At 36.6% G+C, this 24,923-nt stretch carries 15 protein-coding genes; 6 read left to right on the top strand and 9 right to left on the bottom strand.

The genetic code is table 11. The features are described from left to right. Positions 1-309: 309 nt before the first annotated feature. Positions 310-1,761, bottom strand: coding sequence for a SusD/RagB family nutrient-binding outer membrane lipoprotein (locus DLK05_RS10775; protein ID WP_127344016.1), 1,452 nt, complete (start codon positions 1,759-1,761; stop codon positions 310-312). A gap of 17 nt (positions 1,762-1,778) precedes the next feature. Further along, complete coding sequence (locus tag DLK05_RS10770) at positions 1,779-5,024, bottom strand: SusC/RagA family TonB-linked outer membrane protein (protein WP_127344015.1); 3,246 nt, start codon at positions 5,022-5,024, stop codon at positions 1,779-1,781. Positions 5,025-5,559: 535 nt separating this feature from the next. Here DLK05_RS10770 and DLK05_RS10765 point away from each other — a divergent pair. From DLK05_RS10765 to DLK05_RS10755, 3 genes are all read left to right on the top strand, one after another. Next, positions 5,560-7,023, top strand: a complete 1,464-nt coding sequence (locus DLK05_RS10765; protein WP_127344014.1) for an aminoacyl-histidine dipeptidase — start codon at positions 5,560-5,562, stop codon at positions 7,021-7,023. A 202-nt stretch (positions 7,024-7,225) separates the two neighbouring features. Further along, positions 7,226-8,008 carry an HD domain-containing protein gene (locus tag DLK05_RS10760; protein WP_209319836.1) on the top strand — a complete coding sequence of 261 codons (783 nt, stop codon included), beginning with the start codon at positions 7,226-7,228 and terminating at the stop codon, positions 8,006-8,008. Positions 8,009-8,124: 116 nt separating this feature from the next. Then, positions 8,125-8,349, top strand: coding sequence for a (2Fe-2S)-binding protein (locus DLK05_RS10755; protein WP_127344012.1), 225 nt, complete (start codon positions 8,125-8,127; stop codon positions 8,347-8,349). Positions 8,350-8,455: 106 nt separating this feature from the next. On the opposite strand, the gene DLK05_RS10750 is transcribed toward DLK05_RS10755, so the two are convergent. From DLK05_RS10750 to mce, 7 genes are all read right to left on the bottom strand, one after another. Beyond that, positions 8,456-10,012: a citrate lyase subunit alpha gene (locus tag DLK05_RS10750; protein WP_209319835.1), complete on the bottom strand. Its 1,557-nt coding sequence runs from the start codon at positions 10,010-10,012 to the stop codon at positions 8,456-8,458. Then, on the bottom strand, positions 10,002-11,228 hold the full coding sequence (locus DLK05_RS10745) for an aldolase/citrate lyase family protein (RefSeq protein ID WP_127344011.1): 1,227 nt from the start codon (positions 11,226-11,228) through the stop codon (positions 10,002-10,004). The genes DLK05_RS10750 and DLK05_RS10745 overlap by 11 nt, the downstream gene beginning before the upstream one ends. 221 nt (positions 11,229-11,449) lie before the next feature. Next, a complete protein-coding gene (locus DLK05_RS10740; RefSeq protein WP_235831988.1) occupies positions 11,450-13,087 on the bottom strand; it encodes a sodium ion-translocating decarboxylase subunit beta in 1,638 nt (545 codons plus the stop codon). A 31-nt stretch (positions 13,088-13,118) separates the two neighbouring features. Further along, positions 13,119-13,541: a biotin/lipoyl-containing protein gene (locus DLK05_RS10735; protein WP_127344010.1), complete on the bottom strand. Its 423-nt coding sequence runs from the start codon at positions 13,539-13,541 to the stop codon at positions 13,119-13,121. A 5-nt stretch (positions 13,542-13,546) separates the two neighbouring features. Then, on the bottom strand, positions 13,547-13,897 hold the full coding sequence (locus tag DLK05_RS10730; RefSeq protein ID WP_209319834.1) for a hypothetical protein: 351 nt from the start codon (positions 13,895-13,897) through the stop codon (positions 13,547-13,549). Between the two features lie 12 nt (positions 13,898-13,909). Next, complete coding sequence (locus DLK05_RS10725; protein ID WP_127344009.1) at positions 13,910-15,466, bottom strand: acyl-CoA carboxylase subunit beta; 1,557 nt, start codon at positions 15,464-15,466, stop codon at positions 13,910-13,912. A gap of 32 nt (positions 15,467-15,498) precedes the next feature. Then, positions 15,499-15,903 (bottom strand): methylmalonyl-CoA epimerase, encoded by a 405-nt coding sequence (gene mce / locus DLK05_RS10720; protein WP_127344008.1) that lies wholly within the window; start codon positions 15,901-15,903, stop codon positions 15,499-15,501. A gap of 522 nt (positions 15,904-16,425) precedes the next feature. Between mce and purL the strand changes: the two genes are divergently transcribed. The 3 genes from purL to DLK05_RS10705 all read left to right on the top strand — a co-directional run bounded on the left by purL (position 16,426) and on the right by DLK05_RS10705 (position 24,735). Then, positions 16,426-20,115 carry a phosphoribosylformylglycinamidine synthase gene (gene purL, locus DLK05_RS10715; RefSeq protein ID WP_127344007.1) on the top strand — a complete coding sequence of 1,230 codons (3,690 nt, stop codon included), beginning with the start codon at positions 16,426-16,428 and terminating at the stop codon, positions 20,113-20,115. A 125-nt stretch (positions 20,116-20,240) separates the two neighbouring features. Beyond that, complete coding sequence (locus DLK05_RS10710) at positions 20,241-20,645, top strand: hypothetical protein (RefSeq protein ID WP_127344006.1); 405 nt, start codon at positions 20,241-20,243, stop codon at positions 20,643-20,645. A 187-nt stretch (positions 20,646-20,832) separates the two neighbouring features. Then, positions 20,833-24,735, top strand: coding sequence for a PKD domain-containing protein (locus DLK05_RS10705; RefSeq protein WP_127344005.1), 3,903 nt, complete (start codon positions 20,833-20,835; stop codon positions 24,733-24,735). Positions 24,736-24,923: the final 188 nt, after the last annotated feature.

Below are 24,923 nucleotides of genomic sequence, written 5' to 3'. Positions count from 1 at the left end.
TGAATAATTCTTAATATTAGAACAATATGTAATTGTATCCTAAGCAATTTTTATAACCTCCTTTAACTTCTAAAATCTAGATTTTTAAAGGAGGTTTCTTTATTCCTTGTTTACTATCATATTGAAGTTATCCTACTTGAGTATAAGTATTCGCTGGATTTAAAATTGTGTGTGAGTATCTCAAAGTTACTTGATCACTCCATCTATTCGCTTCACAAGATTCAAGTCTATTTCCTACCACATTAAATATTAGTAATAAAAAAGAGGCTGCCAAATGGCAGCCTCCAATATTATTAACGAGAATAAAAACTAGTTTTTATCCCAGAAAATTTTAGTTGATTTTAAATCACCACCTATTGCGGTTGCAGCAGCGTCAAGTTGAGCACCATTCAAAACAGCCTCTTCAATAGGATAGATAAAGCGAGTAGGAATATCTGATAAAGACATATCTGGAGGAGCTACCAAAATACCGGTAAAATCTAACAATCTCCATGCAGTCCATCCTTCAAAACCCATATTATACATTGCTAACCATTTCTGAGAACCAATCTTTTGTTTCCAAGCACCAGGTGCAGTAGTATAGGCAACATCAGCTTCCAAAAGATATGCATCGGCATCAGCAGTACTAACACCCCATTCATCCATAGATGCTTTGATTGCAGCATCATAATGCTCTTCAGCAGTTCCACCAACAGCATAACCACGTTCAACAGCTTCTGCTAATAGAAATTCTGTTTCAGAATAAGAAAGAATAGTACCTAATAGATCTGGTTCTTTAATGATATCACCGATTTGTGAAAAACCTGATGAAGCATTTGCGTCACCATAAACACCACCAGAATAAACACCACTAGGATCACTAAAATAAATAGGTCTTCTTGGATCATTCACATTATTCATATAGTCAGTCAAAACTGATGAAGGAATAAAATCTTTTCTTCCACTAGCTACTAAATCAACCCATAATGGATTGGTATTAGGAGAAGCATCGGTATATTGAATACCAAAATTTCCACCATTGTCAGCAATTACACCAGAAGCAGCTTGTTCTGCCATAGTTTTAGAAGTAGCAGGATCAACATCAGCTAAACGAAGTGCTAAACGAAGTTTCAATGAATTAGCCATAGCCAACCACTTAGCCATATCTCCATTATAAATAGGATCAGCATTATCAAAACCGACATTAGCAGGATCAATAGAAGCAATAGCTGCATCCAATTCAGCAATAATAGCAGTATAAATAGTAGCTGCATCATCATATTTTGGAGATGGATTTTCTATATCCAAAGCCTCAGTAAATGGTACATTACCAAAAATATCAACCAAAGTAGAATAAGCGTATACCTCTGTTATATCAATTACAGCTAACTTATTCTTCTTAACAGCTTCTTCAACTGGAGTAACTGTTTCCTGTAAGGAGATTATCTCCTTAGCACCACTAATATCCTTCAAAGTATTTCTGTACAAAGTTCGCCACATATTTCGGCCGATATTCCTTGTAACTTGATTGTATTGACTTTCGTCAGGATAAGTAGTTTGTGCCCAATACTGCGCATATAAACGAAATACGTTTTCATTTACATTCGTACTGTTCATTAAATCGAACATCTCTCGAACTCCATTAGTAAATAGCGGTTCTCCAGGAACCTCCGATGGATTTTTAGTATCGACATTTAACTCTTCAAGCTGACTATTCAAGTCACACCCGAAAAACGATACTACAAGCAATAATATGCTTAGTTTATATAAATATTTTTTCATTTTCTTTCAATTATCAATTAAAAATCAACCTTAACATTAAATCCAAAACTTCTTACTGTTGGATAAGATCCAGACAAATAACCTTGAGCTAGACCTGCAGATAGACCTGATTCTGGATCTGCGTAAGGCACATGCTTACTGATGATCCATAGATTTCTACCTACCAAGGATAATGAAACATTATTAGCGAATCCGCTAACCAATTTTTTAGGTAAATTATAAGTTAAGGACATTTCTCTCAACTTCACGAATGATGCATCATAAACAGTAAGCGCAGCAGGGTTTCTTGAAGAATTACCCCAATAATAAGCACCGCCATAAAAATCAGCACGAGCTCGGGTTGTATTAACAGCACCATCTTCGGTTACACCAACATTTAAAATACCACCACCATCGGCAACAGGATCTCTCTTAGGATTTCCCAATTCATTTAAACCAGCAGTATGAGCAAGAACACCTGTTCCTTGTCCGTAGTGCATATCCAAAGAATATACATCACCACCTTGTTGAACATCAATAAGGAAACTTAAAGTAAGTCCTTTATAGCTAAGTGTATTGGTTACACCACCTGTCCAATCAGGATTTTGATTACCAATTACCTGGTCTGATTGAGATTTATAATAACCTGAAGAATTAATAACTTTATTTCCATTCTCATCGAAAACGAAACCAGTACCACGAATAGTTCCTAAAGCTTCACCTTTGGTTGCATTAATTGAAATACCACCTTGATAAGAATTGATCACGATATTATCAACACCTGAGAATAAATCAAGAACCTTATTACGGTTTCTTGCCCAGTTTGCGCTAATTTCCCAAGAGAAATCTTTTGTTTTTACCGGAGCACCATAAACAGCAACCTCAAAACCTTTATTCTCAACTGTCGCAGCATTTACCCAACGGAAAGAATAACCGGTAGCCTTAGATACCTCAACAGGAATCAACATATCTTTGGTTTTCTTGTAGTAATAAGAAACATCTACACCCAAACGATTATTGAACATTTTAGTTTCCAAACCAGTTTCAAATTCTGAAGATAATTCTGATTTTAAATCCTTATTGTTCTTTGTAGAAGGAAATGAGAATAATGTGTATGTACCAAAATTATCCAATTTAGTAAATGTATCATTTACATTTAAGGCATCAGTATCGTTACCTACAGTTGCATAACTCATTCTTAATTTACCAAGGTTTAACCAAGGAAGCTCTAATTGAGAAGAGAACAAGTAACTAGCTGCAGCTGAGTAATAATTATAAGTGTTTTCACTTGTAGGAAGAGAAGATGACTTATCAACTCTATCAGTTAAATCAAGATAAACTAAATCTTTGTATGAGAAAGTAGCTTGTGCGTATAAGCCATAAACTCTTTTCCTACGCAATGTCTCAACAGGAGCAGAAGGAGTAACCACAGAATTACTTAAAGAATACAAATCCGGTACAACTAGTCCACCAAGAGTAGAAGCATAATATTGACCGGTTGCTTCATCTCTCATGTTGAAACCAACAAGTCCAGCTAAAGCAAAATCTTCATTTAAATCGAAATGATAATTGGCCATTAAGTCATAGTTGATTTCTTTAAATGAAATCTCACTTCTCTGATAACCAGAACCTTCATCAGCTCTTAATAATCCAAAAGGAGCAGCAACAGAACCTACAGCTCTACGTTCTTCACGCAAAGTGTTATAAGTATCAATAGACACACGACCTGTAACATTCATCCAATCCGTAGCTTCCAAATTGAAATAAGCATTACCGAAAATTCTATCACGATTATCTGTTTCGTAATTTTCGAATCTCGACCAATATGGATTATCCCAATACAAACCAGTCACTGCATCACCACCAATAGTAGAAGTGTTATTCCAAGTGTAATTTTTTCTGGTTTGCTTATAGATAGATTCCTGAGCTTTAACATCAGTATTTACTTGCCACCACTGACGCATAGATGACATGATATTGTCTGAATAACCAGTAGAGTTACGTCCTTTGGTATATTGGAAAGACGTATTGGCACTAACACCAACTTTTAACTTCTCGTTAATCTTATAATCACCATTAAAAGCAATTGTATTTCTATTCAATTTAGAGTTTGGTAAAACACCATTTGTATGGAAATTAGTATAGCTTAAACGGAAATTACCTTGATCATTACCACCGGTAAATTCAACATTGTTAGAATAGCCAACTTCTGTTTCAAAAAAGTCAACAGGATCATGTTCTGCACCTTTATATTCATACTTTTTCAAGTAATTTGGAGATTCAGGAACAAACGAATCCCACTGGTAAACACTTGTTCCATCAAACTTAGCACCATAAGAAGCATCATCGTAATTTGGCACAGCTAAATCAAGAGTTCCATCACCATCTACATCAATATCTTCAAAGTATCCGGTTGATCCATAATAAGGACCATAACCTCCACCATATTCCTTTTGATACTTAGCAAAGGTATCTTTATCAATCTTACCAATAGTAATACCAGAATTTACACTGATACCAACACCTTTTCTTTTTGTACCTTTTTTGGTTGTAATCATCACAACACCATTAGCACCACGTGAACCATAAATAGCGGTTGCGGCAGCACCTTTCAAAACACTCATGTTAGCGATATCGTCAGGATTGATATCTGATAGAGCGTTACCATAGTCATAACCAGTACTACCACCACGTTGAGCTGCAGAGTTAAAAGTACCTCCACCAACAGGAACTCCATCCACAACAAATAATGGCTGATTTCCGCCATAAATGGAAGAATTACCACGAATGGTCATATTGGTAGAACCACCAAAGTTATTAGATTGTTTAATTTGAACACCAGCAACCTTACCTGATAATGAACTTACAAGGTTTTGTTGCTTTACTTTAGTTACATCGTCACCACCTAAGTCAGTAACGGAGTATCCTAAAGCTTTCTTCTTACGAGTAATACCTAATGCAGTAACAACAACCTCATCAACACCTATCGATTCAGTTTCTAAAACCGCATTAATTACAGTTTTGTTTCCAACGGCAATTTCCTGAGAAACCATACCTACAAAACTAAACATCAAAACATCTGATGATTTAGCTTCTAAAGAATATTTTCCGTCAATATCAGTACTAGCACCTATGGTAGTACCTTTAAGAACAACAGATACTCCGGGCATGCCCAGACCATCGTCAGCACTGGTTACAGTACCAGTAATCTGTTTGCTTTGCGCATTTACTATTTGTAGTCCCATAAAGATGAGAAAGACAAACAGTCCAATCATTTTTTTCATAAAAAAAACTTTTTAGTTAGTAATTAAGTAAAGATGCAAAATGGTTAATGGTAATTCTAGGCTCTAAAAATAGCATTTTAAATGCTTTTAACAAAAATTAACAAGTTTTTAACTACTTAAACTTCATGACTTTTATCAGCTATTAGATGATTCCGTCCTATTTTTAAAAAGTGTTTTATAACATAAACAAAGCCGTTGCTATCTCACTTAGGATTCAAAATCAAACGAGTAACGACATTAATCGCCTCCTTTTGAAAATAAACATTGGAAAGACCAATTTAGCCTGTTTTTTTTAAAAAAAAACTATCGATATTTCTTCTCTTATCTAATTCTACACCTTAACTGCTCTACATTTAAATATTTATAGCACTAAATCCGATTGCATTTCTTACCTCTAACTCTTATTACATTCCTCAAATAATATCTTAAACCAAAACATAGATTGAATATTGAGACTAAAAAGATCAAATAATTTCAAATTCTACTGAAAGTACATATTCAATATTTATTACATTTGAAAAAAAATTAAGCAACAATGAAAAATATTCTAACAGAACTGAGTCCTAAAGAAATTTGGGCACATTTTGAGGACATATGCAAAGTTCCAAGACCATCTAAGAAAGAAAATCAAATAATTGAGTTTCTACTTAATTTTGGAAAAGCAAACAATTTGGAGACCAAAAGAGATGAGATAGGCAATGTTTTAATTAAAAAACCTGCTACTCCAGGAAAGGAAAAACTTAAAACAATTGTTCTTCAATCGCATATGGATATGGTTTGTGAAAAAAACACTTCCACACTTCATGATTTTGAGAAAGATCCAATTATACCATGGATAGATAATGGTTGGGTAAAAGCTAAAGGAACGACACTCGGTGCTGATGACGGCATTGGTATGGCAGCAGAAATGGCTTTACTAACTTCAACTGACATTGAACATGGTCCGATTGAATGCCTGTTCACGGTTGATGAGGAAACAGGTTTATCGGGAGCCTTTGCTTTACAACCTGGATTTTTTGAAGGCAATATCCTTTTAAATTTGGATTCTGAAGACGAAGGTGAAATTTTTATCGGCTGCGCAGGAGGAATTGACACCATCGCAAACCTATCCTTTACAGAAGAACCCGTTCCAACAAATCATTTTGCATTAAGAATTGATGTAAAAGGATTACTTGGTGGCCATTCAGGAGATGAAATTAATAAAGGAAGAGGAAATTCTAATAAAATACTGAATCGATTCCTTTGGCAAATCAATAAAAAATATGGAATTAGAATAGCTGATTTTAATGGAGGTAATTTAAGGAATGCGATACCTCGTGAAGCATATGCCATCATAACGATTCCATCAAAATTTAAAGAGAATGTTCGTGTAGATTTTAACATTTACACTGCTGACATGGAACATGTTTGGGAAATTTATGAACCAAAACTGAAAATAAGTTTAGAATCCATAGAGAATCCTCCTTTTGTAATGGGCAAAATGACTTCAGACAATCTAATGAACGCAATCTATGCTTGCCCTCATGGTGTATTTAGCATGAGTTCAAGAATGCCTGGTATGGTTGAAACATCTAACAACCTTGCGTCTGTTAAAATGATTGATGGCAATAAAATTGAAATTACAACTTCTCAACGAAGCGATTTAGATAGCGAAAAGTACAATATTGCACAAATGGTTGGCAGTGTGTTTACGCTAGCAGGTGCACAAATTGAACATTCAGATGGATATCCCGGATGGTCACCAAATCCTAATTCAGAGATCCTTACGATTGCAGTAAATTCCTATAAAAAACTATTTGGGAAGGAGCCTGTTGTTCGTTCCATCCATGCAGGATTAGAATGCGGACTTTTTCTTGAAAAATATCCAAACATGGATATGGTTTCTTTTGGTCCAACACTCAGAGATGTTCACTCTCCTGATGAAAGAATCAATATTGAAACAGTTGAAAAATTTTGGAATCATCTGGTCGACGTTATACAGAACATACCGGAAAATTAAAATTTCAATAAAATGCGATCTAAATAAGATCGCATTTTTTCTACCGCCTATTTTCTATATAGATATTCCTAACCATATAGTGTAAAAAACGTTAGTCAAGCTGATTTACGCTAGATTTTTCGCATCATTTATTTTCATAAAAAATCCTTTTCTGGTCAAGATAAAAAATGTACTTTTGTGGGCTATTTTTAAAGAATATATGGTGAATCAGGAAATTTACGACAAAATTAAAACATGGTTTGATGGCTATGTCAATAGTTTTTCAACTGAAAACAAGGAGCTTGAACAAAACATTGAAATAATACGTGATCATTCCTATCGTGTAGTAGGATTAATTGAGGAATTTGTGGAACAAGCCAATTTAAGCGAATCGGATTTTCTTTTAGCCAAAATAACTGCTTTACTTCATGATATTGGCAGATTCAATCAGCTTATTGTTCATGGTACTTTTGCGGATACAGATAAGATCAATCACTCTGCTATTGGAATCTTATTACTGACTGAACAAGAATCAATTACAAATACTCTAAGCGAAGAAACTAAAAGTATTTTAATTGAATGTATTCGTTTTCACAATTTACGTGAAATACCTAAATCTGTAAATGAAAGGTCTTTACCAATATTATTAGTACTCCGTGATGCGGATAGACTTGACAATCTGGAATTAATGGCAGAATACTATTCAGAACACAAATCAGGTTTTAACAAAAGACTAGAATTAGAATTAGCTGACAATACTAACATCTCCAAAAAAGTTCATCAATCTATTATGGAGGAGAAAGTGGTTGACAGTAAACACATTCTCGGTTTAAGTGATTTCAAACTTCAACAAATGTCGTGGATTTTTGATTTTCAATTTAAACGTAGCTTTCAAATTGCTAGTGAAAAAACATATTTGAAAAGAATGTATGAATGTTTACCAAAAAAAGATATTGTAATTGATATGTATCGTCAGATGAAGATTTACATGGAAAACCAACTCTAATTTTCTTTATTTCCAACCTCTTATATAGAATCATTAAAAATAACTAACAAGGAAGAGCTATTTTAAATAGTATAATGCATATATTTACAAGCTAGAATTTGTAACTGTAATTTTATATGAGAGAAATAGTTTGTAACTGTCAGTTAGTTGACAGAAAGACCATCAATAAGGCAATTCATGAAAAAAATGCTACCACAATTGAGGAAATACGAAGATACACTGGAGCAAATACAGGTTGTGGAAAATGCATTGGATATATAAATAGTATTCTGGATCTGGAAGTTCCAAAGATTGTGCAAAAGATAGAAAATACGACACAAAATAAATTTAAACTTTGGTAATATAAAAAAGCTTCGGTAACCCGAAGCTTTTTTATTTCATGATATTTGACTATTATTTATTTCTTCAAAAATATTCAATCCCTATTTTTAAATCAAGGCAGTTTAATCATGAAACTACTTTCCGCACTACATCAATAATAGTTCCATCTACCCATTTTATTGCAGCAACAATCTCATCGGACAAAACCGGCGCGTCCATTTTTCCACATATAGCTTCAGCCTCCTGCTTTAATTCCCGAAGGGTTTTTATAGGCAAATCACTATGCTTCATTTTTTCGATAAGATCGATACGGAGAGGATTAATAGCTATCCCCCTTTCTGTTACAATCACATCTATCAATTCCCCAGGACCACATATTGTCGTTACCTCATCCCTAATAATAGGAATTCGATTTCGGAATAGCGGTATCGGTAATATTACGGTTTTGCTAAAAAGACAATTTTGCCAACCACCTATTCCATGCAACAAATAACCATCAGAATGAGTCACTACATTTGCATTGAAATTTAAATCAACTTCGGTAGCTCCCAAAATCACAACATCAACCATTCCTGCAAAATTACCTTTACCGTGATAATTGTAACTTGTAAATGGACTTGTCCAAACATGATTGGAATTTTCTCTCATAGATCTTACTCCATCTAAATCGAATGTTTGACCATCTAGAATATAATCAATCAATCCCTCTTCCAACATTTTCACCAAATACTTATTACTGCCACCTCTGGCAAATCTGGCTTTTATTCCTTTCTCGCTCATTATTTTGCCAAAGTAGTCACCAATTGCCAAGGAAGTACCACCTGCTCCAGCCTGAAATGAGAATCCATTTTTAATGATTCCCGCCTGATCGCAGAATTTTGCAGTTAATTCAGCAATAAACAATCGATCTGGACTCTTTGTGATCTGTGTTGTTCCAGATATTATTTTTTCAGGAATACCAATTTCATCTAACAGAACTGTAAAATCCACGTAATTACCTTGTATCTGCCATGGTACACAAGGAAATTCAACCATATTATCAGTAACAACTATTACCTTGTTTGCATATTGAGAATCAGCCAAAGCAAAGCCCAACAAACCTGATGCAGATTTACCATTTAATCCATTGGCATTCCCGAATGAATCAGCTGAAGAAGCACCAATAATAGCTATATCAATTTCTACTTCTCCATCCTGTACAGATTGATACCTTCCTCCATGAGAACGCAACACAGCAACACCCTTCATCTTACCTTCGGAACAATATCTGCCAAGCGGACCATTCATACTCCCCTCAATTCTTGCGATGGTACCGTCTTCTAAATATTGAATCAAATGCTCGTGACATGGAAAAGAAGCTGAAGGAAACCAAATTAAATCTTTCACTCCTAATTCATGTGCAATATCAAACACTTTATTTGCAATTAAATCCCCGTTTCTAAAGTGATGATGAGTCGAAATTCTCATTCCATCTTTTAAACCAGATTTAATCATTGCTACCTTCAAGCTTTTCACTTGCTTGTTTCCATCCAAGGGATAATCAGCACTAGTTTCAATTTGAGAATTAAATTTTCGCTTATTTGGCTTGTACTTACCTACACCCATAAATGGAACAGCTTCCTGTCCATTAATTTGCGTTGGTACCATCCTACCGACAGCATTTTTAATCATCTTAGTTCCCATATGTATCCTTCCAATTTTTTTCGATTAAACCAAGTTCTATTGCCAGTTCCAAGACTTTTAATTGACGCTTTACAACTGGAGGATCTATCATTTTCGTCCCTACTGAAACAACAGCAAATCCTTGCTTTTCTGCATTCAAAAACGCATTTACGATTTTCTTAGCCTTAGCAATTTCAAGTTCAGAAGGTGAAAAATTATCATGGATCACCTTTATTTGCCGAGGATGAATACATCCCATACCCTGAAAACCCAATGATTTAGATCGTTGCACATTCACGGCAAGAGCTTGCATATCACCCACATCAGAAAAAACAGAATCAATAGGTTGAATTTTTGCTGCGTGACAAGCATTGACAATCCGCATTCGAGCATACAAAGATTCTGTTCCTTCATTTGTACGTTCCACTCCAATATCAGCAGTATAATCTTCCAAACCAATAGCCATAGCTACAATATTCTCAGAAGCAGTTGCAAGTAAGAAAGCATTTTCAACACCTAATGCACTCTCAATAATTGGCATCAAATGGAAGTTCCCTTTAATATTTTTATCCTTTTTAATTTCCTCAATTACTCTCTCTACCTGAATGATATCCTCCACATCTTCACATTTTGGAATGAGAATTAAATTAACCTTTTGAGGTATTACAAATTCCAGATCTCGCCATCCTTCCTTTCCTTGATTTATTCTTACCATTCGCTCTGCACCATAAAAATTTTGGGAACGCAGAGCATTTCTAACTAAATATCTAGCCTCCTCTTTTTTATCAAAAGAAACAGCATCTTCTAAATCTAATATAATCCCATTGGCTTGAAAAAGACCAGCATTAATCATCATGTATGGGGTATTTCCAGGCAGATAAAGTCGCGAAAAACGATTTCTATCCCTAGCACTCGCAAGATGATTTACATTTAAAAACTCACTCAAAATTTCATTATCAGAGGATATAACTTGTTTTATTGCAGCTTCTAATCTCGCGGCAATAACATAAGATAAAGCCCCATTATCACGAACCGTAACACATGCATTTTGAATAGAAAAAGTCTTCATGGCAGTTATACAAAGCTGCCTAATTGAATTTCCGTAAAACGTCTTCACCTTTGAGAATATCTCTATTTCGATTCCGCCCTCTGTGGTAAGTTCAAATTCAATTTGACAATCGCCTTTTATTTTGAAGCCATAATTACCAACAATCCCTTTGGAGTTTTCTCTTTGCATAAGCCATGGATTATAGATCTTGATGTCTCAAAAAAGAGGAAAAGTGAGGCCAATCAAAAATCAACTTCTCTTCCCCTCAAAACCATTTTTCATCTGATCTAATTAATTCTTATAAATATAAGATAGCATTGGATGAAAAACAATGATAATTTTCAGCATCACAAAAAAAAGGGTTGCCAATGAAGACAACCCTTTAAAATACTAACTCTTTGAATGTATTTCTACATCAAGAAACTCAATAATATACCTGCACCTACTGCAGAGCCAATAACACCAGAAACATTTGGCGCCATCGCATGCATAAGAAGGTGATTGGTTGGGTCATTTTGCAAACCCATATTTTGTACAACTCTTGCACTATCAGGCACTGCAGAAACACCTGCAGCTCCAATCATCGGATTGATTGGTCTGTCCTTAGGAGAAAGCCAGTTCATAATCTTACCAAAAATTACACCACCAGCAGTTGCTACAATAAACGAAGCAGCACCTAAACCAAATATTAATACAGAATCAGTTGTAAGGAATACATCAGCTTGCGTAGATGCTCCTACCGTAACTCCTAAAATAATAGTGATGGTATTAATCAATGCATTACTAGCAGTATCTGCAAGACGATTGGTTACTGTAGATTCCTTCAACAAATTACCAAAAAACAACATTCCTAATAATGGTAGAGCTGTTGGGGAAATAAAAGCTGTAAGCAACAATCCAATAATTGGAAAGATTATTTTTTCCAAACGAGAAACCGCACGAGGAGGTTTCATCTTAATTAATCTCTCCTTTTTAGTAGTTAAAAGATTAATTACTGGAGGTTGAATTACAGGAACCAATGCCATATATGAATATGCAGCAATTGCAATTGGACCAATAAGGTTTTTAACAGTTTCTCCATTAGCCATTATATTTAATCCGTTCGCTAGTTTTGAGGATATAAAAATTGCTGTTGGTCCATCCGCACCACCGATAATTCCAATTGCACCAGCCTCTGGTGGAGCAAATCCTAACCATAAAGCTCCTAAGAAAGTAGCGAAGATACCAATTTGAGCTGCTGCACCTAAGATCATTAATCGGGGATTACTGATTAACGAAGAGAAGTCTGTCATCGCCCCAATACCCAAGAAAATCAATGGTGGATACCATCCATTTACCACGCCAGAATATAAAATATTCATGACTGATCCTGGCTCGTAAATTCCTAGTTTCAGATTGAAGTCAATAGCTTGGAACATTGGAATATTACCAATGATAATACCCATACCAATAGGAATTAAAAGCAGCGGCTCATAATCATATTTAATAGCAAGGAAGATAAAAAACAATCCGATTAAAATCATGAAAAGGTGACCACCTGTAACGTTTGCAAAACCGGTGAATTCATAAAAGTATTTTAATCCAATAAGTGCGCCGGCATTATGTTCGCAGTCCATTTTTGGATTATTTGCAAATCTCAAATAATCTCCATCCAGAGTTCCAATACGAACACCCATATTAAGCGTTTCTTTACTGGTTTTATAACCAGCATTCATCTTATTTGGATCTGTATTTTTGAACAGATGAGTTACAACTTTAGGATGGAAAGTCATAATAACTTTATTACCTTCCAATTTCCACTCTCCGGAAAATCGCTGTTTTATTGAATCCAACATGAAAGAATGATCTTCCTTAAACTCAAAAGACTTGTACCGTTTTACATTCCGTTCTGATTTTCCAATAGGATTAGGGATATATCCATCAGTGTGGTTTACCCATTTCCCTGTCGTTAATTTTGCTGAGGTATCTGATGACTTTTGAGCAATGGAGTTAAAAGCTAACCCCATTACCAAAATCATTGAGAATACCAATGTATAAAGTTTTCTCATTATATAGTCTTTGACTTTTATTTCAATAATGTTAAGCTAGCTCAACAAGAACATCTTCTTGAAGCACACTGTCGCCAACAGCAACCTTGATGGCTTTAACTGTACCTGCTTTTTCTGCCAAAACATTATTTTCCATTTTCATTGCCTCCATCACCAAAAGAGTATCTCCTGGATTAACGGTATCACCAACGGCAACATCAATTTTAATAATACTTCCTGGAAGTGGTGCTTTAACAACAGATGCTCCGGCTCCTGATTTTTGGATTTTGCCTTCACCTGGCTTATTCACTACAGCCTTCCGAACCAATCTTGGAGTTTTAGATGCCTTTTCCTCAACATGAACTTCAACATCATAACTTGTTCCATTCACCTCGATTTTGGCGTTCGATCCTTGAAAGTCTTTGATTTCAACATCGTATTCACGCCCTCTTATTGTAAACTTGAATTCCTTCATTTTCTTTATCTTGGTTGATTCATTACTCCATAAATTTTAGAACTCCATGGAGAATAATTCTTAGTAACTTTTTTAATTGTAATGATGTTGCTTTCCTCATCGTGAATTTGATCAAAATGCATATACAAAGCCATAGCAATAGCTGCATTAACATTTGCCTCCACATTTAGATCATCAACTTCAGCACAGGGTCTGCCTTCTCGCACCAATTTCTTTCTCAAGTTAAGATGCAATAGTTTGGGCAAATTGACAAAAACAACAACCAATAAAACTAAAGCTAGGAATACGATAAAATACCCTACAATGGCAATTGTCCATCCACCCTGACTTCCTATAGATAAAATATTCATAAACATAGAATGTATTTTTTACAATGGAATATTAGAATGTTTTTTAGGTGGGTTCACCTGCTTCTTAGTTTGAAGAGACTGGAATGCACGAATTACTCTAAATCGAGTATTACGTGGTTCAATCACATCATCAATATAACCATAGGAAGCGGCATTGTATGGATTTGCAAATGCCTCATTGTATTCTTTCTCGGTTTTGATGATGAATTCAGATTTCTCTTCTGCATTCATGTCAGCCATTTTTCTTCCATGAAGAACTTCGATCGCACCTTTTGCACCCATAACTGCAATTTCAGCTGATGSCCAAGCATAATTTAAATCACCACGAAGTTGCTTACATGACATTACATCATGAGCTCCACCATATGATTTTCTTAGTGTGATAGTAACTTTTGGTACAGTAGCTTCACCATAAGCAAACATTAATTTCGCACCATGGGTAATGATACCTCCAAATTCCTGTCCTGAACCAGGTAAGAAACCAGGAACATCAACCAAAGTAAGGATTGGAATATTAAAACAGTCGCAGAAACGGATGAATCGGGCTGCTTTTCTAGAAGACTCGATATCTAGAACACCAGCAAGGAAACTAGGTTGATTTGCAACCACACCTACTGACATACCACCCATACGAGTGAATCCTACAATAATATTTTTAGCATAGTGACGGTGAACTTCCAAAAATTCTGAATCATCAGCAATTGCATAAATAACATCCTTCATATCGTAAGGCATGTTAGGATTTTCTGGAACTAACTCATTCAAAACATCCTCTAGTCTGTCGATTGGATCAGAACAATCCAACAATGGAGGTTCCTCCAAATTATTAGAAGGCATGTAAGATAATAACTTACGAATGATCATAACACCTTCCTCTTCGTCTTCCAACATGAAATGAGAAACACCAGATTTAGAAGCATGCATTTTCGCACCACCAAGATCTTCTACTGTAATATCCTCGCCGGTTACAGTTTTAACAACCTTAGGACCAGTCACGAACAYATAAGACTTTTCTTCAGTCATCATGATAAAATCGGTAAGTGCTGGAGAATAAACGGCACCACCGGCACAAGGACCAAAAATTGCAGAAATTTGAGGAATAACTCCAGATGCAAGAATGTTTCTTTCAAAAATCTCAGCATATCCTGCTAAAGCAGTTACACCTTCCTGAATACGAGCTCCACCAGAATCATTTAAACCGATAACAGGAGCTCCCATCTTCATTCCCATATCCATGACTTTACAAATCTTCTGAGCAAAAGTCTCAGAAAGGGAACCTCCGAAAACAGTAAAATCTTGCGAAAAAACGAAAACCAATCTTCCGTCGATTGTTCCTTGTCCGGTTACCACACCATCTCCCAAGAATTTGGTTTTTTCCATTCCAAAGTTGGTACAACGGTGAGAAACAAACATGTCGAATTCCTCGAAGCTTCCTTCATCAAGAAGCATGTCGATTCTTTCGCGAGCAGTGTATTTACCTTTCTTGTGCTGGGATTCAATTCTTTTCACACCCCCGCCAAGCTTCGCCTCTTCTCTTAAATCAATTAATTTTTTAATCTTATCCTGACTAGACATAACTTATTGGTTATTATTTATTATTGAGTTCTTTATTTTTTACCACAAATTTCAGTCAATACTCTTTGAGTAGACTTAGGATGTAAAAATCCAATTTTCAATCCTTCTGCTCCATCGCGTGGAGTTTTGTCGATTACCTGACAACCTGCCTCCTGGGCATCAGTTAATGCTTCCTGAACATCTTCAACAGCGAAAGCAAGATGATGCATACCGCCTCCTGTTTTTGCTACAAATTTTCCAATTGGACCTTCAGGATCAGTAGACTCCAATAACTCAATCTTAGTTTGTCCAACTTGAAAAAAAGCAGTTTTCACTTTCTGTTCAACAACCTCCTCTACAGCATAACATTCCAATCCAAGAACTTTTTCATAGAATGGAATTGCTTCCTCTAAACTTTTTACAGCTATACCGATATGTTCAATATGCGATGGTTTCATATTTATCTAATTTTTAAATTAACACCTGACAAAAATATCTAATAGAAAAACGCTAACCAATGATCTTTAACATTATAAAACTTGTTTTTCAACATATCTTTTAAATATCACTAAAGCGTCTTAACCACTCTGTACTAAACTAATAAAAGATAAAACTATATCTCAAGTTGCGAATCTACCACTAATTCTCCGAAAACCTTTGCGTAAAATTAGCCTATCTCTCCTTCACCTGTATTTTCAGACGTCAAAGGAAACAGCTTTTCCAAAAATACAGAAACTTTTTTAGCTATTCTTCAACATATCTTGGCGAACAAATATCATGTCCTAATTTAGATTGGACAATCCTCTCTTTCGTAAAAAAAATATTACTCCTTGAATTATTTCAGATTAAAGTCAAAACAGATTAAAATAAGTCTTACATATTCCTTTTGCAAGACTAATGCTTATAAAGTCTTTTGCCTATATTTGCATTTTACTAGCAATATGCAACCATTATTAATAAATTCATAAGTAGATTCTAAGATGATACTATTCTTCAAAAAAGACGAAGTATACTTTGTAATTCAGTCCATTAAAGAACCAAACGGATTAGATTTAAGCAAACTATCCTGGCTGTTTGGTGATGCTTCCCAAATCCGAGACAAAGAAATTGCAGGGGCATTTGTAGGTCCAAGAAAAGAAATGATTACTCCCTGGAGTACCAACGCAGTTGAAATAACCCAAAATATGGGAATTTCGGGAGTAATGAGAATAGAACAGTTCTTTTCTGAGGATTCCGTTAAAGCAGATTTTGATCCCATGTTGCAAGCCAAATTCATTGGCCTTAACCAGGAAATTTTTAAGATTGAAAAACAGCCTGATCCAATTCTATATATTGAAAATATTGAAGAGTATAATAAAAAGGAAGGATTGGCTTTAAGCGAAGAAGAAATTGGCTATTTAAAAGGTGTTGCAGAGAAAATTGGCAGAAAGCTAACGGACTCCGAAGTCTTTGGATTCTCACAAGTAAATTCAGAACATTGCCGTCATAAAATTTTCAATGGCAGCTTTATTATTGATGGAGAAGAAAAAGAATCCTCCCTATTTCAATTAATCAGGAATACTTCCAAAGCAAACCATAACAGAATTGTATCAGCATATAAAGATAATTGTGCTTTTCTGGAAGGTCCGATAGCAGAGCAATTTGCTCCTGCAACTCACGATAAAGCAGACTTTTTCTATACAAAAGATATAAATACAGTTATTTCTCTGAAAGCAGAAACGCATAATTTCCCAACTACCGTGGAACCATTTAATGGAGCTGCAACAGGAACAGGAGGAGAAATCAGAGATCGTATTGCAGGTGGAAAAGCATCCATTCCGATGGCAGGAACCGCAGTATATATGACCTCTTATCCAAGATTGGAAGCTTCTCGTACATGGGAAAATGCTACCGAAGCCAGAAAATGGTTATACCAAACACCTGAGGAAATACTGATCAAAGCATCGAACGGTGCCAGCGATTTTGGAAATAAATTCGGACAACCACTTATTTGTGGTTCGGTTCTTACCTTCGAACATTTCGAAAACAACAAAAAGTATGGATACGATAAGGTGATCATGCAAGCCGGTGGTGTTGGTTATGGCAGAATGGAACAAGCCCAGAAAGATGTGCCGGAAAAAGGAGATAAAGTAATTCTTCTTGGAGGAGATAACTATAGAATTGGAATGGGTGGAGGAGCTGTTTCATCGGTTGCTACTGGTGAATTTGCAAATTCTATCGAATTAAATGCAGTACAACGTTCTAATCCCGAAATGCAAAAACGAGTTTGCAATGCCATTCGTGCCATGGCAGAGACAGATGAGAATCCAATTATCTCAATACACGACCATGGCGCTGGTGGTCATCTCAATTGCTTATCCGAGCTGGTTGAAGAGACTGGCGGTAAAATTGATTTAAATGCCCTTCCTGTTGGTGATCCAACCCTATCCGCTAAGGAAATTGTTGGTAATGAGTCGCAAGAGAGAATGGGATTGGTAATAAAAGAAAAGGATGTTGCTCTCCTAACTCGTATTGCTGAACGGGAACGTGCACCGATTTATCAGATTGGAGAAACTACTGGTGATATGAGATTCACCTTTGAAGATAAGAACACCGGTAAAAACCCAATTGATCTTGGTTTATCTGAAATGTTTGGGAAACCACCGAAAACCATAATGGAAGATAAAAGTATCAGCAAAGCGTTTAAATCGCTGGAATACGATATTAAGAATCTGGAAGATTATATCGAGGAAGTTCTACAATTAGAATCTGTTGCTTGTAAAGATTGGCTTACCAATAAAGTGGATCGATCGGTTAGTGGGAAAATTGCCATGCAGCAATGTGCCGGACCGCTTCAATTGCCTTTAAATAACTTGGGAGCTGTGGCAATCGATTATCAAGGAAAAAAAGGTATTGCAACCTCTATTGGGCATGCTCCTATAGCAGCATTAATTAATTCAGAAAATGGAAGTCGTCTCTCCATTGCAGAGGCTTTAACCAATTTGGTTTGGGCTCCTATTGAAAAGGGATTGGGAGGAGTTTCATTATCTGCTAACTGGATGTGGCCTTGTAAAAATGAAGGAGAAGATGCTCGTTTATATCAAGCAGTGGAATCCATCAGCAATTTTGCGATTGAATTGGGAATTAATATTCCTACAGGTAAGGACTCCTTATCCATGACTCAAAAATATGCTAATAATGATGTAGTATATGCTCCTGGAACTGTAATCATTTCGACGGTTGGCGAAATAATTGATATCAATAAAATGATTTCTCCGGTTCTGAAAAATGAACCTGATTCTCATTTGATTTACCTTGACTTTTCGAAGGATGAATTCCATTTAGGAGGAAGTAGTTTCGCTCAAATCCTAAATCAATTGGGAAAACAAACTCCAAATATTGAAGATTCTACTTATTTCGCAAGAGCATTTAAAACTCTTCAAAACTTAATTTTGGAAGGCAAAGTATTGGCTGGTCATGATATTTCTGCTGGTGGTATGATTACTACTTTGCTGGAAATGTGCTTTGCAGACAATCAACTTGGTGCAAGTATTGATTTGAATTCTATAGCTGAAAAAGACCTTGTTAAATTACTCTTCAGTGAAAATCCGGGAGTTATCTTTCAGGTGAAGGATAAAGAATCCGTTGCTAAAATTCTTACTGATCAGGAATTGAACTTCCATGTCATAGGAAATCTGTCGGAGGCTGGAAAATTACATATTACACAGGGTGAAAATGCTTACAATTTAGATGTTGCCAGCTTACGCGATCTGTGGTACAAAACCTCCTACCTTTTAGATAGAAATCAATCGGGACATGATCTTGCTTTAGAACGATTCGAATCCTACAAAAAAAATAGCTTAAGCTTTAAATTCCCGAAAGGATTTACCGGAAAATTTGCTCAATATAGCATCGATCCCAAAAGAAAAACTAAATCGGGAGTGAAAGCTGCCATAATCAGAGAAAAAGGAGTAAATGGCGATCGCGAAATGGCATGGATGATGCACTTGGCTGGAATGGATGTGAAAGACATTCATATGACTGATCTGATCACTGGACGCGAAGATCTGAGTGATGTGAACATGATTGTATTTGTTGGCGGATTTTCGAATTCGGATGTGTTGGGTTCAGCCAAAGGATGGGCCGGAGCATTTCTATACAACGAAAAAGCTAAAGCCGCTCTTGAGAATTTCTATCAAAGAAAAGATACTTTAAGCCTTGGAGTTTGTAATGGTTGTCAGCTGGTTTCGGAACTAGGATTGATTTATCCGGATCACGAAAAGCATCCAAAACTATTGCATAACGATTCCCACAAATTTGAATCAGGATTTATTAATGTGACAATTCCAGAAAATAACTCCATCCTACTATCAAGTCTGGCTGGCAGTAAACTGGGAATTTGGGTAGCACACGGAGAAGGAAAATTCGATCTGCCATATGACGAATCAGCGTATCACATTCCAATGAAATATACTTATAATGACTATCCTGCAAATCCAAATGGCTCTCCTTATGCTACTGCAGCCATCTCTTCAAAAGATGGTCGCCACTTGGCCATGATGCCACATCTGGAGCGAGCAACCTATCCTTGGAACTGGGCTTACTACGATGAAAATCGCAAGACCGATGAACTGACTCCCTGGCTAGAAGCTTTTGTAAATGCTAAAAACTGGATATTAGATCAGAATTAAAATTATAAGTTAGCAACTCAATACCTCCTTATTATAAGGGGGTATTTTTTTTGCAATACGGTATAATATTATATTGTTTCAGAAAAATTTATAACTTTAGGCAACTAATTAAATCACATAATAGTATGAGAAAATTTATACCGATCATTGCTATTCTGGCTTTTAGCGTGTGTTGCACACCTCAAAAGAAGTTGAGTGGCACTACTGTTTCTAACGATCAGAATAAAAAAACAGAAATGAGTAGACAAACTGCTCCCGGTACCTGTTCCCTGGTTCTTTCGAATTGCCAAATATCCACAGATAAGAATATCCACTGGCTCACCGGGAAAGTAAAAATCGTAAATGCATACGGTGCAGGCTTTTTAGATGTTATCAAACGTAATCAAGATCTTACAATACAGGTAAATAATGAGCAAATTAAAGCCTTGCAAAACATATCAGAACTATCGTGCACCATTCGTAAGAAAATGGGATTGAGCAACGATTCTGCTTATGAACTACTAAAATTCAATTCATCCAAATTAAACTAACAAGCCTAACCCAAGCCGGAATAACAAAGTAGAAATAACAGCAGAACAAAAACAATTTCTAAAACTTTTTTGTAGTATATCTGTTTATTTAAAAATGAAATTCATCCAGATATCTAAGCTAGATTTAAGTATCAATAGATTCGCCTTCTGCATATATTTCCTTCAGCCGGATTAAATAAAAAACCATATGAAACAAATTTTTACCCTCGTAACAATGCTCCTTTTCACTTTTACACTAAGTGCCCAAAATGGAGTCGGTTTACAAGCAAAAAAAAGCTCTACTGTTGGAGTGAAGAGTATTGTTATCAGTGAAAAAACCTATAACAATCTTACCAACCCGAGGCTCAACAAGCGAAAACTTTCCAAGATAGCAGATAAGAATGCCGGGAAGCCAAAACGTGTGGATGATCCTATTGCCAGAGTGCAATACGAATTGAATAAACTAAAAAATCCCACAACAGGGCAAATCCCATTAAATATTCGCGCATTAGAAAAACAATATGTGCTTTCCTCTGCTTCCGGATTACAATCGCGACTAAAAGCAGGTGGTTTGACTTTTGCAAACAGTGGCCCTAAGAATGTTGGAGGTAGAACCAGAGCACTGGCGGTTGATATTTCAGATGCTACCGGAAATACTATTCTGGCTGGTGGAGTTACCGGAGGAATGTGGAAATCGACCAATAACGGGACTTCATGGACTCGCACCACTACTTTGGATCAACATCCCAGTGTTACCGCTATTGCACAAGATCCAAGATCAGGACAAACCAATACCTGGTATTATACAACCGGAGAATACAGTGGATCGGCAGGTGCTACAGGTGCTTTTTATGCAGGAAATGGTGTTTTTAAATCTACAGATAATGGGGACAGCTGGACTCCACTAAGCGTCACTGCCACCGATAAATTCTCTACTTTTGATAACTTATTTGATATTTGCTGGAATGTTTGTGTAGATCCTAATAATGGAGATGTATATGTGGCTACTTATGGTGCCATTTATATCTCGAAAGATGGTGGAGCTACCTGGACAAATGACCTGCCTAGTTCTTCGGACAAACAATATTCTGCTTATACCGATGTAATTTGTACTGCTGATGGAGTGAAATACGCTGCCCTAAGTAGTAGTGGTGATCAAAATAAAGGTATCTGGAGAAAGGGTTCGGGTGCAACAGATACTTGGATTGATATTACGCCAAGCAATTTTCCAACTAGCTATAGGCGAATTGTATTGGCAAATGCTCCAAGCAGTGCCAGTGCTGAAATCGTTTATTTACTAGCTCAAACATCCGGTTCAGGAACAAATGGACATAGTCTTTGGAAATTAAATTACCTGACTACTGCAAGCTGGACCAATCTTTCCCAGAACATACCAGCAGGTGGTGATGGCGACCGCGATGTAGATGGTTACGATTCTCAAGGCTCCTACGATATGGTTATCAAGGTAGCTCCCGATGATGAGAATATGGTTTTTATCGGAGGAACCAACCTTTTCCGTTCCGATGACGGATTTGCATCTACAAGTAAAACCTTTTGGATTGGCGGATATGCTACCGAAAACAATGTGAGTCAGTACGACAATCACCACCCAGACATACATGCTTTAGCTTTTAAAGCAGACAATACTAGTTTGCTGTGTGGACATGATGGTGGAATTAGTTTAACTATCAACTATAAAAAGACCAGCGATTCAACCCCTGGCGATGATCACAACAAACCGGTAGATTGGAAATTTTTGAACAATGGATATCTAACTACACAGGCTTATACAGTTGCTATAGACAATGATATCACTAGCAGCGAATTTATGTTGAGTGGTTTTCAGGATAACGGAACATGGTTGGCAAGAAGTTCTTCTCCAAATATGAACTGGGATGCCTTTGGTTCGGGAGATGGTAGCTTCTGTGCGATTTTCGATCAAGGCAAGCATTTTCTTTCTTCTTCTCAAAATGGAACTGTATACGTAGAGACAGATCCTGATGCAGAAAATTATAATTGGACCAGAGTAGATCCTGATGGCGCTGTTGACCAGCTCTTCATCAATCCGTTTATTGTGGATGCCAATAATAGCGAAATCATGTACTATGCCGATGGTTCCTATGTATGGCGCAATACCGATATCTTTCAAATACCACGAATGTCCACTTCCAGTGCAACAAAAAACTGGGAGAAATTGGAAATTTCAAAAGCAAGCGGAACAGTATCTGCATTGGAATCTTCTGTATATCCTGCTCACATTTTATATTATGGAACAAGTAATGGAAAAGTATATAAGCTGGAAAATTCTCATTCCCCTTGGGCAAAACAAAGCGATATTACCGGAACAAATATGCCTGATGGCTATGTTAGTTCCATCGATGCCAATCCACTTAATGCAAATGAAGTGCTGGTAAGTTTCTCCAACTACGGAGTAGAAAGTATTTTTTATACCAAAGATGGCGGTGCCAACTGGACTCCGGTAAGTGGTAATCTGGAAGATGGTTCTGATACCGGTAATGGTCCTTCCGTTCGGACAGTATCCTTTATGGTATCTCCTACCGATACAACTTATTATGCCGGTACCAGTACCGGATTGTACAGCACTACTACCCTGAGCGGTGCAGCTACAGTATGGACTCAGGATGCGATGGATAAAATCGGAACTACCGTTGTGGATATGATTAAAAGCCGACGCGATGGTTTTATCGCGGCAGCAACACATGGTAATGGAATCTTTACTGCAAATGATGATTTTAGCGCCTCTGCTCCTGTTGCCTTAATTGGTATGACTCAGGATTCTGTATTTTTTGGCGAATCGGTTGATTTCATGAACCGTACCATAGGGGATGGAACGATTACTTATGAATGGACTTTTGAGGGAGCTGAAACAACCAGTTCTACAGACGAACATCCACAGGATATAGTATATAAAACACCAGGAACCTATATGGTATCTTTAACTGCCACCAATAGTATCGGATCTACTACCCAAACCATTAATTCGGCAATAGTAGTTAAATCGGTGCAAGCCAAATTTGCAGGCAGTCCAACTACCGTGGATGTCGGCAAGCAGGTTACCTTTACTGATAAAAGTAGCGGTACACCAACCAGTTGGAACTGGAGTTTTCCGGGTGGAGATCCTGCCACTTCAACAGAACAAAATCCGGTAGTAACTTACAATACGGTTGGTACTTTTGATGTGAGCCTGAAGGTTGGTGATGCTTCCTTTACGGATACCGATCTTCAATCCGATTATATTACCGTTCTCGATCCCGATGATTTTGATGACAGATGGTTGTACAATATACTTCCGGAATTTGAAGATCAGTTGAGCCAATTTGTTTTTACCGGCGACAATTCGGGATATGTAACAGGACATAATAGCTTTAGCATTCCGCAGTATGCTGAGAAATTCACCATTCCCAATCCTAATTTAAATGCAGTAAAACAGGTACAGATTTACCCATCGGTATTAGTAACGAAATCTACCGATCCAAAAATCAATATTAAAATATGGAATGGAACCACCGAACCAGAAACTGAGGTTTACAAAAAAGCGGTTTCCTTTTCGGATTTAACCAAAGGACAATTCACGACGATTGATCTTGATTTTCCGGTTGCTGTAAATGAAAATTTCTTTGTAGGATACGAGGTATTATACGATACTCCTGTAGATTCCTTTGCAGTTGCTCATTTACCTTTGGATACCATTGCCAATTACGATAATACTGCCTACATGCAATTTGATGGTTCGTGGACTGCCTACAATCAGATTTTTGCAGGAAATCCGAATACAGCCCTTGCAATTAAGGCTTTGGTAGGATTTGATGCTGGTGCAACAGGTATTGATGATAAATTAACAGATAAAAAAGTGGAAAAACTGACAATCTATCCGAATCCAATGGTAGATAATGCTCATGTAGTATTCCCAAATCAGAACAATCAAAAATATCGTTTGGTAGTGGTTGATGCCACAGGACGAGTCGTTCGAATCATCGATAACATCACAGGAAATAATGTAATCATCAACAGGGAACAGCTAAAACCCGGATTGCATATCATTAACTTATCGGGAGAAAAGATTTATCGAGGAAAACTCCTGGTGAAATAACAGCTACTTTTCCGAATCAATAAAAAAGAGCTTGTCCGATTGGGAGGGCACTGAAAATCCCCTTTAAATTTCCATCGGGGTGAAAATATATAAGGTTGTAGAATGAGTATTTCACATACTTCCAGCTACAACCTTATTTTTTTGAAGTAAATTCCTGGTGCCTCAAATCGACGCTATTTGAGTTTTTA

It is taken from the genome of Ancylomarina longa, from assembly GCF_003996985.1.
GTDB classification, from domain to species: Bacteria; Bacteroidota; Bacteroidia; order Bacteroidales; family Marinifilaceae; genus Ancylomarina_A; species Ancylomarina_A longa.
Note: the sequence above shows the minus strand (reverse complement) of the source record. Positions and strands in the feature narration are given on the sequence as shown.

What these genes read in the sequence shown, in the direction of transcription:
- DLK05_RS10770 (WP_127344015.1), bottom strand. Translation starts at nt 5,024, where the DNA reads ATGAAAAAAATGATTGGACTGTTTGTCTTTCTCATCTTTATGGGACTA.
- DLK05_RS10750 (WP_209319835.1), bottom strand. Translation starts at nt 10,012, where the DNA reads ATGGGAACTAAGATGATTAAAAATGCTGTCGGTAGGATGGTACCAACG.
- DLK05_RS10765 (WP_127344014.1), top strand. Translation starts at nt 5,560, where the DNA reads ATGAAAAATATTCTAACAGAACTGAGTCCTAAAGAAATTTGGGCACAT.
- DLK05_RS10745 (WP_127344011.1), bottom strand. Translation starts at nt 11,228, where the DNA reads ATGCAAAGAGAAAACTCCAAAGGGATTGTTGGTAATTATGGCTTCAAA.
- DLK05_RS10735 (WP_127344010.1), bottom strand. Translation starts at nt 13,541, where the DNA reads ATGAAGGAATTCAAGTTTACAATAAGAGGGCGTGAATACGATGTTGAA.
- DLK05_RS10730 (WP_209319834.1), bottom strand. Translation starts at nt 13,897, where the DNA reads ATGTTTATGAATATTTTATCTATAGGAAGTCAGGGTGGATGGACAATT.
- DLK05_RS10755 (WP_127344012.1), top strand. Translation starts at nt 8,125, where the DNA reads ATGAGAGAAATAGTTTGTAACTGTCAGTTAGTTGACAGAAAGACCATC.
- purL (WP_127344007.1), top strand. Translation starts at nt 16,426, where the DNA reads ATGATACTATTCTTCAAAAAAGACGAAGTATACTTTGTAATTCAGTCC.
- DLK05_RS10710 (WP_127344006.1), top strand. Translation starts at nt 20,241, where the DNA reads ATGAGAAAATTTATACCGATCATTGCTATTCTGGCTTTTAGCGTGTGT.
- DLK05_RS10775 (WP_127344016.1), bottom strand. Translation starts at nt 1,761, where the DNA reads ATGAAAAAATATTTATATAAACTAAGCATATTATTGCTTGTAGTATCG.
- DLK05_RS10740 (WP_235831988.1), bottom strand. Translation starts at nt 13,087, where the DNA reads ATGAGAAAACTTTATACATTGGTATTCTCAATGATTTTGGTAATGGGG.
- DLK05_RS10705 (WP_127344005.1), top strand. Translation starts at nt 20,833, where the DNA reads ATGAAACAAATTTTTACCCTCGTAACAATGCTCCTTTTCACTTTTACA.
- mce (WP_127344008.1), bottom strand. Translation starts at nt 15,903, where the DNA reads ATGAAACCATCGCATATTGAACATATCGGTATAGCTGTAAAAAGTTTA.